Origin of the sequence: Streptomyces sp. NPDC058289, assembly GCF_042880975.1 — a bacterium.
Lineage (GTDB): Bacteria > Actinomycetota > Actinomycetes > Streptomycetales > Streptomycetaceae > Streptomyces > Streptomyces stoeckheimensis.
On record NZ_JBHVYI010000014.1, the window covers coordinates 64,767 to 76,796 of the forward strand.

Sequence of the window (12,030 nt, forward strand, 5' to 3'; positions counted from 1 at the left end):
AGCCTCAACGGCTATGACCCTCCTGCACCTGTTCGACCTCGACGGGACCCTGATGTACGGCACGGCCTCGCCGGTCGAGATCTCCCGACAGCTCGGGCTGTCCCGCGAGATCGCCGAGCTGGAGCGGTCCTTCGCCGCGCGGGAGCTCCAGCCGCACCAGTTCGCACTGGCGGCGCAGAAGCTCTGGACGCACCTGACTCCGGCCCACGTCCGGGCGGCGTTCGACGGGGCTCCGTGGCTGTCGGGGATCCGGGAGGTCTGGCAGGAGATCCGGGAGCGCGGGGACTACTGCGCGGTGATCTCGCTGTCACCGTCGTTCTTCGTGGAGCTCTTGCTGGAGTGGGGCGCGCACGCCGCGCACGGTTCGGTCTTCCCGGAAGTGCCCTTCACTCGGCCGGTGGACCTGGCCGGGATCCTGACGCCCGAGGGGAAGGTCACGGTCGCCGACCAGCTGTGCGCGCGGTTCGGCGTGACCCGGGCCGACTGTGTTGCGTACGGGGACTCCAGCACCGACGTGGCGCTCTTCGCGGCGGTGCCGCTTTCGGTCGCGGTGAATGCCCGGCCCTACCTGGTGGAGCGGGCGACGCACGTCTACGAGGGTCGGGACCTGCGCGAGGCATACCAGCTGACAGGGGTGGCACGCACGGGAGTTGAGGCATCTTAAGGGGAAAGTGGGTTCGAAACGCGGATTTCCCGCATTTCCCCGCAGGCTCTGGGGCGGACTGGCACGCTGTGAAACCCGGAACCACGGATTCGAAGGCCGTGGCGTGTGCAGACCTACCGAGATGCTCGAAGCGAGGCACCGCATGGACGCTCCGCCCACCAGATCGGCAAGACGGGGGCCGTCCCGGATACCGTCCGGGGACGGTGCGCCCGAGCCCTCCCCCGATGCCGTTCTCATCCGCCGGACCCTCGCGGAGATCGCACCCGTCGCCGACAAGGTGACCTCCTACTTCTACGCCGTCGTGTTCACGGGACACCCGGATCTCCGGGGGCTGTTCCCCGCCGCGATGGACGTACAGCGCGACCGGCTGTTGAAGGCGCTGCTGACGGCCGCCGAGCACATCGACAACCCCGAAGTGCTCACGGCCTACCTGCGCCGGCTGGGCACGGGGCACCGCAAGTACGGAACCAGGCCCGAGCACTATCCGCTGGTCGGAGAGGCCCTGATCGGGGCGCTGGCCAAGTACGCGGAGTCCACCTGGGGGCCGGAGACCGAGGCCGCCTGGGTCCGGGCGTACACCGCGATCTCCCAGATCATGATCGACGCGGCGGCCGAGGACGAGCCCAAGGCGCCGCCGTGGTGGCACGCGGAGGTGGTCTCCCACGATCTGCGCACCTCCGACATCGCGGTGATCACCGTCCGCCCCGACCAGCCCTACCCCTTCCTCGCGGGCCAGTACACGAGCCTGGAGACCCCGTGGTGGCCGCGGATCTGGCGGCACTATTCCTTCGCCTCGGCGCCACGTGCGGACGGACTGCTGTCCTTCCACGTCAAGGCCGTACCGGCGGGATGGGTCTCCAACGCACTCGTCCGGCACGCCCGGCCCGGGGACGTGCTGCGGCTCGGGCCCCCGACGGGATCGATGGTGGTCGACCACAGCACCGACAACGGAATGCTGTGCCTGGGCGGCGGCACGGGGATCGCTCCGATCAAGGCGCTGATCGAGGACGTGGCCGAGCACGGAGAGCGGCGTCCGGTGGAGGTGTTCTTCGGTGCGCGCAGCGACGACGACCTGTACGACAAGGACACGCTGCTGGGGCTGCAACGCTCGCACCCCTGGCTGTCGGTGCGCCCGGTGGTGTGTGACGAGGGGCTCGCCGGACAACTGCCGCAGGCCGTCGGTACCCACGGGCCCTGGAGCTCGTACGACGCGTTCGTCTCGGGGCCGGCCGCGATGATCCGCAGTGGGGTGGACGCGCTGAAGAGGATCGGGATCCCCGGTGAGCGGATCCGGCACGACGAGGTGGAGGAACTGGCGGGCGTCGCCGGCTGATTCCGGCGGCGGCGCCCGCGTGAGGTGGGTCAGCCCAGGTCGGGGGCGTGCATCGCGCGCACGCCCTCGATGTTGCCGTCGAGGTAGTGGCGCAGGGACAGCGGGACGAGGTGCACCGCGGCGATGCCGACGCGGCTGAAGGGCACGCGGACGATCTCGTACTCGCCCTCCGGCTCGTCGATCTCGGGGCCGTGACGCTGGCTGGGGTCCATGGATTCGAGGTGGCAGACGAAGAAGTGCTGCACCTTGACGCCGGTCACTCCCCCGTCGGCGATGTGCTCGACGGTGTCGACGAAGCAGGGCACGACATCGGTGATCTTCGCGCCGAGTTCCTCGTGGAGCTCTCGGTGGAGGGCGTCGACGACGGTCAGGTCCGAGGACTCCACGCCCCCGCCGGGAGTGAGCCAGTACGGGTCGACGCCGGGTTTGGTCCGCTTGATGAGGATCAGGTCGTCACCGTCGAGCAGGATCGCGCGGGCGGTGCGTTTGACCACTGGACGTTCGGTCATGGGAGAAGAGTGGCCCAGACTTCCGCTTCTGAAACGCGTCCGGGTGAAACCCGCCGGGCGGAGATCCGGGCGGTCCGAGCTGCCGGACGGCGTGCTCGGACCGCCTTCGGCCGGCCGGTCAGCTCTTCGCGGCCGCCAGGTCGAGTGCCCGCAGCACGTCCGCGACCAGGTCTTCGGTGTCCTCGGCCCCTGCGGAGAAGCGGATGAAGCCCTCCGGAACGGCGTCTCCGCCCCACCGCCGGCGGCGCTCCGCGGTGGACCGCACGCCTCCGAAACTGGTGGCGTCCTCGACGAGCCGCAGGGCGGCCATGAACCGTTCCGCGTGTGCGCGGTCGGCCAGGGTGAAGGAGACCACGGAGCCGAAGCCCCGCATCTGGCGCGCGGCCGTCTTGTGGGACGGGTCCGACGGCAGGCCCGGGTAGCGCAGCCCGGTGACGTCACCACGGTCGGAGAGGGCCTCGGCCACCGCGAGCGCGTTGGCCCACTGGCGCTGCGCGCGGAGCTGGATGGTGGACAGGGAACGGTGGGCGAGCCAGGCCTCCATGGGGCCGGGGATCGCGCCGACCACCTTGCGCCAGCGGCGGATGCCCGCGGCGAGCTCGGCGTTGCGGCAGACGACGTAACCGAGCAGCAGGTCGCCGTGGCCGGTCAGCCCCTTGGTGCCGCTGGCCACCGAGAAGTCGGCACCCAGTTCGAGGGGGCGCTGGCCGAGCGGGGTCGCGAGGGTGTTGTCGACGGCGACGAGGGTTCCGCCGGCGTGCGCCGCGTCCACGAGGCGTCGTACGTCGCAGACGTCGAGCCCCGGGTTGGACGGGGTTTCCAGCCACAGCAGCCGGGCCCCGTCGAGCACCGAGAGCTGGGCGTCCTCGCCGGTGGGGGCGGTGCGCACGTGGACCCCGTACGCCTCCAGCTGTTCCCGTACGAGGGGCAGGACCTGGTAGCCGTCGTCAGGCAGGACGACGGTCTCGCCGGCGCGTGCCTGGGAGAGCAGGACGGCGGACACCGCGGCCATGCCGGAGGCGAAGACGACCGTGTCGGCTCCGTCCAGACCGGGGGCCTCCAGCTCCCCGATGGCCCGCTCCAGCAGGGTCCAGGTGGGGTTGGTGTCGCGGCCGTAGGCGTAGGGGCCCTCGACGTCGCCGGGAAGGTGGAAGTGGGCGGCGAAGACGGGGCCGGGCAGCGGAGGCTCGTTCTTGACGGGCTCCGGCAGACCGGCACGGACGGCGACGGTGCCGTCGCCGAGCCGCTCCGCCCTCGGCGGCACGGGGTCGGGGGCGCTCATGGGGTGTGCTCCTTCTCCTTCACGGCTTCGCTTACGGCGGCCAGCAGGCCGGGGCTCGCCGCCTCGACCAGCTGCAGGCACTCCTCGAATCCGTCGAGGGTGCCGTAGTAGGGGTCCGGTACGTCGGTCTGGGCGGCGGAGGCCGCCGGGTCGTAGGACCGCAGCAGCCTGACCTTGGCGGCGTCCTCGGGGGTGGGGGCGAGCGCCCTCAGGTCACGCAGGTGCCCGGCGTCGAGCGCGATGACGAGGTCGAGGCCCGCGAACCAGGAGGCCCGGAACTGCCGGGCCCGGTGGCCCGGCTCGTACCCGGCGTCCTCCAGGACGGCTACGGTGCGCGGGTCGGCCCCGTCCCCCTCGTGCCAGCCGCCGGTACCGGCGCTGTCGACCTCGACCAGGTTCGAGAGCCCGGCGTCGGCCACGTGGGAGCGGAAGACCGACTCGGCCATGGGCGAGCGGCAGATGTTGCCGGTGCAGACGAAGCACACGCGGTACATGGCGCCCGGCTTCAGTTCTTGTCGGGCAGGACCATGTTCGCGGCCCAGGAGACGATGGAGACGATCAGGGCGCCCACGATCGCCGACCAGAAGAAGTCCTCGACGTGGAAGCTGAGGTCGAACTGCTTCGCCAGCCACGAGGTCAGCAGCAGCATCGCTGCGTTCACGACGATGGTGAAGAGGCCGAGCGTGAGGACGAAGAGGGGCAGCGAGAGCAGCTTCACCACCGGCTTGACGGCGAAGTTCACCAGGCCGAAGATCAGCGCGACCAGGATCAGGGAGAGCGCCTGGCGGCCCGTGCTGCTTCCTTCGTCCAGCGTGATGCCCGGGACGAGCCAGATGGCGACGGCCAGGGCTGCCGCGTTGGCGAGGGTCTTGACTACGAAATTCGTCATGTGTCTGATCGTTGCAGAGATGGTCCCGGTGGAACATCAGCTGATCTGCGGATGCTTGCCGGACGAGAGAGCACAAGGGGTACAAAGAAGATGAAGGCCTTCCGGCTGGACGAGCTCGAGGCCGAGCGGGCCGCGAACAAGGGTGCCTACCTGCAGTTCCTGCGCGAACGGAACATGTCGGTCGGGCTGTACGCACTGGACGCCGGACAGAGCGATCCCCAACAGCCGCACGGCCAGGACGAGGTGTACTTCGTCGTGAGCGGCCGGGCCTCGATCACCGTCGGTGAGGAGACGACGATGGTCGCCAACGGGAGCGTGGTCTACGTGCCGGCCGGGGTGCCGCACAAGTTCCACCACATCACCGAGAACCTGAAGGTCATGGTCGTCTTCTCTCCGCCGGAAGGGTGAACGGACCCCCGGGACTGAGGGTTCGGGGCCCCGTCCCCCTAGGGGTCGGATCAGGGGAGTACGGGGGCTCGCGGGCCCCCGCCGGGGGCCGTGGCCTCCTAGCATCGAGAGCAGGAAGTCACGGACTGGATGGACTAGGAAGAAGAGGTCGAGGACATGGAAGGCATCCGAGGGATATTCGAAGGCATGCCCTGGTGGGTCAAGTGGGTCGCCGTTCCACTGCTGGTGCTGTTTGTCTTCGGTGGTGTGATCACCAGCATCATCGGTGCGCTGATCGGCTTCCTCTTCAAGGCGCTGCTCCTCGTGGCCCTCGTCGGAGGCCTGATCTTCGTCGTCAGGAAGTTCAAGGGCACCGAGTCGAAGTCCTCCGCCGGGGAGTGGTAGAACTGGCGCAACCCGGGTCACAGCGGGATTAACCCAGCTGAGGGAACGTGAAGCGCTAAACCGCTCACAGCCCGGGAATCGGCGGATAGAGTGGCAATCTGTGCCGTTCCCTGGGCACCGAACGCTGGTACTACCGCTCTGACCTGCGGTTCTTTATGACAGCCACCGAGCACGACCCCCAGGAGTCACGGCACACGCGGGGGCGGCCCCCGCAGGGCGGGCCCCCCCAAGGCTCGCCGCCACGCCTGGGGGTGAGCTTTGTCTTCGGTTCACAATGCCGGTGTGCCGACTCTGATCGGTTCGGTGCAGCGGGCGCTGAGGCTGCTCGAAGCAGTGGGTTCCCATAGTGAGGGAGCCCCGGCGAAACAACTGGCGCGCGAGGCCGGGCTCCCGCTTCCCACCGCGTACCACCTGCTGCGCACCCTGACGCACGAGGGCTATCTGCGACGGGAGAGCGGAGTCTTCGTCCTGGGGGACGCCGCGGGCCGCCTGGCCGGTGGCGGGCTTCAGCAGAAACGTCGCAGCATGATCCTCGACTCCCTCGCGCACTTCCGCGACGCGGTCGGGGCCCCCGTCTACTTCGCCGTCTACCGCGAGGGTGAAATCGAGGTCGTGGGCGTCTCGGACACCCCGGCGAACCCGGCCTGCGAAGAGTGGGCCGATTTCCGCGAGACCGGCCACGCGCACGCCATCGGGCAGTGCCTGCTCGGCCAGCTCGACGAGAAGGCGCGCAAGGACTACTACGACCGTCACCCGGTCGAGGCCATCACCCCCTACACCGTGCGGGATCTCCGGGCTCTGGAGCAGCGGATCGGCTCCATGGAGCGGATGCAGCCGGTGACCGAGCGGCAGGAATACGCCCTGGGCACGGTGTGCGCTGCCATCCCCATCACGGCCGGCGACACCGCCGCAACGATGGCGATTTCTCTTCCTCTGCACCAAGAACATCGATTGCTGTATGCGGTCGATCGGCTACGGAGTGAAGTAGGCGCGCTGTTGAGCACCCTCTCGTTCTCTATCAGTATCTGAAAACTCACTCCTTGTGATCTGCTAGCGCTTCCACCACTCTTGTCAAGAGGGCCTTGGGGGATCATTCCTGGCCACTTCCACTACAGCGGGGTAGGCAATGCGCGAGTCGGTACAGGCAGAGGTCATGATGAGTTTCCTCGTTTCCGAGGAGCTCTCGTTCCGGATCCCGGTGGAACTCCGGTACGACGCTCGTGACCCCTACGCAGTCCGTCTGACCTTCCACCTTCCCGGAGATGCGCCCGTGACCTGGGCGTTCGGCCGGGAGCTCCTTCTCGATGGCATCAACAAGCCGTGCGGTGACGGTGATGTCCACATCGCCCCGACCGATCCGGAGGAACTGTCCGATGTCCACATCCGGCTGCAAGTAGGTGCAGACCGGGCTCTCTTCCGTGCGAGCGCGGCGCCGCTGGTGGCGTTCCTCGACCGTACCGACCGGATCGTTCCGCTCGGCCAGGAGCGCAACCTCGGGGACTTCGAGGAGAACCTCGACGAGGCGCTCGACAAGATCCTCGCGGAGTCGCAGCAGAACGAGCAGAACGCGGGCTGACGCGAGCCCGGCCGGACGCCTGCTGACCAGGGTGTGCCGGCAATCGTCAACGCACCATCCGGATCAACCTGCATGACGGCACCACCTGCATGACGGCAATACCTGCATGACGGCACCACCTGCACCACCGCAGCTACGCACCACGGCTCAGCGTGCCGACGCGCTGAGCGCTCCACCTTGCCGTTCCTCGCGACCGGCCGCCTGCGCGAACTGACCCCTCGCGCCCGCCGGTCCGCCTTTCAGCGCTTGCGTCGCCGGCCCCGGCCGCCGCGGAGCGGCCCCGAGGCCGCTGTGGCCGCCGGGGATTCCGCGCGGTCCGCGGACACCACCAGCGCGGCCAGGGCCGTCGTCACGGGTACCGAGGCGACCAGTCCGATCGAGCCCACGAGGGTTCGTACGATCTCTTCCGCGACCAGCTCGCTGTTGGCCACCGACCCCATGCTGCTGTTCGCGATCGAGAACAGCAGGAGCAGGGGCAACGCCGCGCCCGCGTAAGCCAGTACCAGCGTGTTGACGACCGAGGCGATGTGGTCCCGCCCGATGCGGATACCCGCCCGGTAGAGCCCGCGCGGGCCCATCGCCGGGTCGGCCTGGTGGAGTTCCCAGACCGCCGAGGTCTGAGTGACGGTCACGTCGTCGAGTACGCCGAGCGATCCGATGATGACACCCGCAAGCAGCAAACCGCTCATGTCGATGTTCGGGTAGAGCCCGTGGATCAGCCCGGTGTTGTCGTCCGTGTTGCCGCTGAGGAACGCCCAGTCGATGAACAGCGAGCCCAACAGGCCGATCAGCAGCAGCGAGATGATGGTGCCGAGGACCGCGACGGAAGTGCGGGCCGTCAGCCCGTGGCACATGTAGAGCGCGATCAGCATGATCGCGCTGGCCCCGACCACGGCCACGACCAGCGGATTCGACCCCTGCAGGATCGCCGGGAGGATGAAGAGGGTCAGCACGCCGAAGCTGACGACGAGTGCGATGAGCGCGAACAGCCCGCGCATCCGCCCGACGAGGACGACCGAAAGGGCGAAGATGCCGGCGAGCAGGGCCATCGGCAGCTTGCGGTTCACGTCGATCACGGAGTACTGGAGGTCCCGGGGCGCGTCCGGGGCGTAGGCGACCACCACGTCCTGGCCGTCCGTCAACTGCCGTGGTGCGCCCGGCTGGACGATCTCGACGAACTCGCGGCCCTTGTCGGGGCCGCTGCCGACCTTGATCGTGGCCTTCTTGCACTCGCCGTTCTGCGCGGCCAGGGCCTCGCGCCCCTCGGGGGTGGAGGTGTCGCCGGTGGGCGGCACCTGCGCGGCGTTCACGGATTTGCAGTCGACGTTCTGGAGGGCGACGACCGTGCCCTGCTGGGTCTGCCGGTCGAAGCCGACCCCGGTGCGCTCGTGGCCCGGCGCGGCGCCGGGCCAGAGCACCACCATGCCGATCACGACGGCGGTGGCGAAGGGGATCAGGACGGCCGCGATCACCTTGCGCAGGTGCTTCGAGACGGGGGCCGCCGGGCCGTGGCTGTGCGCATGGCCGTGGGAGTGTCCGGAAGAGGGGGCGGGCGAGTGACCGGGGTCCGCGTGCGTGTGGCCTGCGTGGCCGGCGTGACCAGCGGGATCCGTGGGTTCGGTGGGGGGCTGCGGCGAGGACGTCACTGACTGATCATCGCAACAGATGAGGGGGCCCACTGTTCAGCACGCCACACATGACGCTAGCGTGGGGGCTACTTTGCACAACGCGGGAGCTCGGAGCACCGGGCTGAGAGGGCGCTGATCACCGTTCGCATTCGAATATGCGTACGGGAGGAGGCTGCGTCGACCGCCGAACCTGTTACCGGGTAATGCCGGCGTAGGGAGATTAGGTCTCATGACCATTCAGGACGCACGCACGCCTGCCGTCAGCCAGGACGCCGACGGCCAGACCGAGCGCCAGCCGGGCTGGCACAAGGGGTACGTGGCGGGCTCCCGCCCCGACATCCGGGTGCCGGTTCGCCAGGTCCACCTCACCAACGGCAAGGACGTGACGCTCTACGACACGTCCGGCCCGTACACCGACCCGCAGATCGAGACCGACGTGCGCCGGGGCCTGCCGCCGCTGCGCGAGAACTGGATCATCAGCCGCGGCGACACCGAGGAGTACGCGGGCCGCCCCGTGCGCCCCGAGGACGACGGCATCAAGCACACCTCGCCGCGCGGTGGTCTCAAGAACCTCGACGCGGTCTTCCCGGGTCGTCCGCGCCAGCCCCGCCGTGGCCGTGGCGGCGCCGCGGTCACGCAGCTCGCGTACGCCCGCCGGGGCGAGATCACCCCGGAGATGGAGTACGTCGCGATCCGTGAGAACGTCTCCCCCGAGGTCGTCCGCGAGGAGATCGCCGCAGGTCGCGCGGTCATGCCGGTCAACGTGAACCACCCCGAGATCGAGCCGATGATCATCGGCAAGCGGTTCCTGGTGAAGGTCAACGCCAACATCGGCAACTCCGCGGTCACCTCCTCGATCGAGGAGGAGGTGGACAAGATGACCTGGGCGACCAAGTGGGGCGCCGACACGGTCATGGACCTCTCGACCGGCCGCAACATCCACACCACCCGCGAGTGGGTGCTGCGCAACTCTCCCGTGCCGATCGGCACCGTGCCGCTGTACCAGGCGCTGGAGAAGGTCGACGGCCGCGCCGAGGACCTGACCTGGGAGATCTACAAGGACACGGTCATCGAGCAGGCCGAGCAGGGCGTCGACTACATGACGGTCCACGCCGGCGTGCTGCTGTCGTACGTGCCGCTGACCGCGCGCCGCAAGACCGGCATCGTCTCGCGCGGCGGCTCGATCATGGCCGCCTGGTGCCTGGCGCACCACAAGGAGAACTTCCTCTACACGAACTTCGAGGAGCTCTGCGAGATCCTCGCGGCGTACGACGTCACGTACTCCCTGGGTGACGGCCTGCGCCCCGGTTCCATCGCGGACGCCAACGACGCGGCGCAGTTCGCGGAGCTGAAGACGCTGGGCGAGCTGAACACGATCGCCAAGCGCCACAACGTGCAGACGATGATCGAGGGCCCCGGGCACGTCCCGATGCACAAGATCAAGGAGAACATCGACCTTCAGCAGGAGATCTGCGAGGAGGCGCCGTTCTACACGCTCGGCCCGCTGACCACCGACGTCGCGCCCGCGTACGACCACATCACCTCGGGCATCGGCGCCGCGATGATCGCCTGGTGGGGCACCGCGATGCTCTGCTACGTCACGCCCAAGGAGCACCTGGGCCTGCCGAACCGCGACGACGTGAAGACCGGTGTCATCACGTACAAGATCGCGGCCCACGCGGCGGACCTGGCCAAGGGCCACCCGGGCGCCCAGGAATGGGACGACGCCCTGTCTGACGCACGGTTCGAGTTCCGCTGGGAGGACCAGTTCAACCTGGCCCTCGACCCGGACACGGCCCGTGAGTTCCACGACGAGACCCTCCCGGCCGAGCCGGCCAAGACCGCGCACTTCTGCTCCATGTGCGGTCCGAAGTTCTGCTCGATGAAGATCTCCCAGGACATCCGCCGCCAGCACGGCGGCGACCTGGGCGCCGAGGAGATCGAGGCGGGCATGGCGGAGAAGTCCGCCGAGTTCGCGGCCGCGGGCAACCGCGTGTACCTGCCGCTGGCGGACTGACCTCCCGCCACCGGCACACACGGACGGCCCGCGACACCGAGGGGGGAGTCGCGGGCCGCCGTTGTACGTCGTGTCAGCCCGGGGCATCGGCCCGGGGCTGGAATCCGGTCGCTCCGGTCAGGCGAAGGCGCGGGAGCCCACGCCCAGCTTGCGCCCTGCGAACTCGAGGTTCGCGAGGACCCGGTCCTGCTGGTCGTCGGGCAGCTTGCCGTCCTGGAGCAGGAGTTCGCAGCAGTCCAAGGACTCCTGGTACTCCCCGGTCCAGTAGGCGGCCACCGCGAGTTCGTCGAGTGCGCGCCAGTCGTGCCAAGCGAACTCGACGAAGAGGATGTCGTCCGGGGGCGGCACCCGTACTGCCTGCCGGGCGAACATGTAGGCGAGGGGCCAACGGCTTTCGAGACGGCAGAGCCGGGCGAGGTCGCCGAGGGCCTCGGCGCGCGAGGGGCGGCTCTCGTGTGCGCGGAGGTAGCGGTCCATCACCTCGGCCGCCGGCCTGTTGAGGGTGACCGCGAGCCGTGCGGCGTAGAGCTGCGCGCAGTAGGTCTCCTCGGCCCAGCCGCCCATGGCCACCCGGCGGTCGTAGGCCTCGAGGGACTTTTCCGGCTCCCCCGCGTCGCGCCAGCTCTGGGCGAGGTAGAACGCGTAACGGGTGTTGTCGGGTTCCTTCGCGAGGCCTTCGGCGAGGACTTCCGCATCGCGCAGGTACTTCGCCCGCTGGCCCTCTTCCCGGAGGCGGGCCCCACCGCCGACGGAGAGGATGTTGAAGCCCTCGATCACGTCGCGGCCGTACTCGATGCCGCAGTCGATGTACTCGTGGAGCACGCCCACGTACCGCCAGGGCAGCCGGGTGGAAACCAGCGCCGGCCGCCAGTGGACGATCGGACCGTCGTGCAGCGCCACCTGGTACGCGTCGAGCGTGAGGTCCGGCATGCGGAACCCGGGCCGGATCTGCATTTCGTCGTCGCCGTCGATGAACAGCAGGTAGTCCGCGCTGGAGCGCGCGAGCTCGATCGCCTCGGTGCGGCTGCCGTCGAAACCCTTCCACGGTCGTTCGTGGAGCGTGCCGGGCAGGTCGGCGAAGCAGTCCCGGATGACGTCCTGGGTGCCGTCGGTGGAGCCCGTGTCCACGATCACCCAGGTGTCGATCAGGGGGCGCACCGACTCCAGGCACTTCCGGATCGTCGGCGCCTCGTTCTTGACGATCATGTTCAGACAGATGGTCGGCCTCACCGCAGCACCCTCTCGTCGGACGGATCGCGGGCGACGTTAGGGAGTGCGGCTGACGATGGGTGGGCGGCACGCCGGTGGCGCTACCACCCGGTGGGTGTGGGCGCATCCGT

The 12,030-nt window shown here is 69.1% G+C and carries 13 protein-coding genes and 1 riboswitch; of the genes, 7 read left to right on the forward strand and 6 right to left on the reverse strand.

Translation table 11 applies throughout. The features are described 5' to 3' along the window. Positions 1–13 precede the first annotated feature (13 nt). Both ACFVX6_RS09860 and ACFVX6_RS09865 read left to right on the forward strand, forming a co-directional pair. The gene (locus ACFVX6_RS09860) at positions 14–664 is read left to right on the forward strand and encodes an HAD family hydrolase (RefSeq protein WP_389689725.1); all 651 of its coding nucleotides are present in this window, start codon (positions 14–16) and stop codon (positions 662–664) included. A gap of 121 nt (positions 665–785) precedes the next feature. Continuing rightward, complete coding sequence (locus ACFVX6_RS09865) at positions 786–1,997, forward strand: globin domain-containing protein (RefSeq protein WP_389689727.1); 1,212 nt, start codon at positions 786–788, stop codon at positions 1,995–1,997. 29 nt (positions 1,998–2,026) lie between these two features. Here ACFVX6_RS09865 and ACFVX6_RS09870 read toward each other — a convergent pair whose 3' ends face one another. The 4 genes from ACFVX6_RS09870 to ACFVX6_RS09885 form a co-directional block, all read right to left on the reverse strand. After that, entirely contained in the window at positions 2,027–2,506 is a 480-nt protein-coding gene (locus ACFVX6_RS09870; RefSeq protein ID WP_389689729.1) for an NUDIX domain-containing protein, read from the reverse strand. A gap of 118 nt (positions 2,507–2,624) precedes the next feature. Next, positions 2,625–3,788, reverse strand: coding sequence for a cystathionine gamma-lyase (locus tag ACFVX6_RS09875; protein ID WP_389689731.1), 1,164 nt, complete (start codon positions 3,786–3,788; stop codon positions 2,625–2,627). Continuing rightward, the gene (locus ACFVX6_RS09880; protein WP_389689733.1) at positions 3,785–4,282 is read right to left on the reverse strand and encodes a low molecular weight protein-tyrosine-phosphatase; all 498 of its coding nucleotides are present in this window, start codon (positions 4,280–4,282) and stop codon (positions 3,785–3,787) included. The genes ACFVX6_RS09875 and ACFVX6_RS09880 overlap by 4 nt, the downstream gene beginning before the upstream one ends. Before the next feature lie 11 nt (positions 4,283–4,293). Continuing rightward, the gene (locus ACFVX6_RS09885; RefSeq protein ID WP_389689735.1) at positions 4,294–4,677 is read right to left on the reverse strand and encodes a phage holin family protein; all 384 of its coding nucleotides are present in this window, start codon (positions 4,675–4,677) and stop codon (positions 4,294–4,296) included. A gap of 90 nt (positions 4,678–4,767) precedes the next feature. Here ACFVX6_RS09885 and ACFVX6_RS09890 point away from each other — a divergent pair, with 90 nt between their 5' ends. The 4 genes from ACFVX6_RS09890 (at position 4,768) to ACFVX6_RS09905 (ending at position 7,045) form a co-directional block, all read left to right on the forward strand. Beyond that, positions 4,768–5,085: a cupin domain-containing protein gene (locus ACFVX6_RS09890; protein ID WP_250738593.1), complete on the forward strand. Its 318-nt coding sequence runs from the start codon at positions 4,768–4,770 to the stop codon at positions 5,083–5,085. 165 nt (positions 5,086–5,250) lie between these two features. Beyond that, entirely contained in the window at positions 5,251–5,469 is a 219-nt protein-coding gene (locus ACFVX6_RS09895; protein ID WP_243331368.1) for a DUF5326 family protein, read from the forward strand. Between the two features lie 291 nt (positions 5,470–5,760). Then, on the forward strand, positions 5,761–6,498 hold the full coding sequence (locus ACFVX6_RS09900) for an IclR family transcriptional regulator (protein ID WP_389689805.1): 738 nt from the start codon (positions 5,761–5,763) through the stop codon (positions 6,496–6,498). A 97-nt stretch (positions 6,499–6,595) separates the two neighbouring features. Continuing rightward, positions 6,596–7,045: an SsgA family sporulation/cell division regulator gene (locus ACFVX6_RS09905; RefSeq protein ID WP_243331178.1), complete on the forward strand. Its 450-nt coding sequence runs from the start codon at positions 6,596–6,598 to the stop codon at positions 7,043–7,045. A 239-nt stretch (positions 7,046–7,284) separates the two neighbouring features. On the opposite strand, the gene ACFVX6_RS09910 is transcribed toward ACFVX6_RS09905, so the two are convergent. Further along, complete coding sequence (locus ACFVX6_RS09910; protein WP_389689737.1) at positions 7,285–8,691, reverse strand: YibE/F family protein; 1,407 nt, start codon at positions 8,689–8,691, stop codon at positions 7,285–7,287. Positions 8,692–8,763: 72 nt separating this feature from the next. Beyond that, a riboswitch (TPP riboswitch) is annotated at positions 8,764–8,908 on the forward strand. Between ACFVX6_RS09910 and thiC the strand changes: the two genes are divergently transcribed. Then, positions 8,903–10,690, forward strand: coding sequence for a phosphomethylpyrimidine synthase ThiC (gene thiC / locus ACFVX6_RS09915; RefSeq protein ID WP_389689740.1), 1,788 nt, complete (start codon positions 8,903–8,905; stop codon positions 10,688–10,690). Its footprint overlaps the riboswitch before it by 6 nt. Before the next feature lie 117 nt (positions 10,691–10,807). Here the strand turns inward: thiC and ACFVX6_RS09920 are convergent, their stop codons facing one another. Further along, positions 10,808–11,920 (reverse strand): glycosyltransferase, encoded by a 1,113-nt coding sequence (locus ACFVX6_RS09920; protein ID WP_389689742.1) that lies wholly within the window; start codon positions 11,918–11,920, stop codon positions 10,808–10,810. Positions 11,921–12,030: the final 110 nt, after the last annotated feature.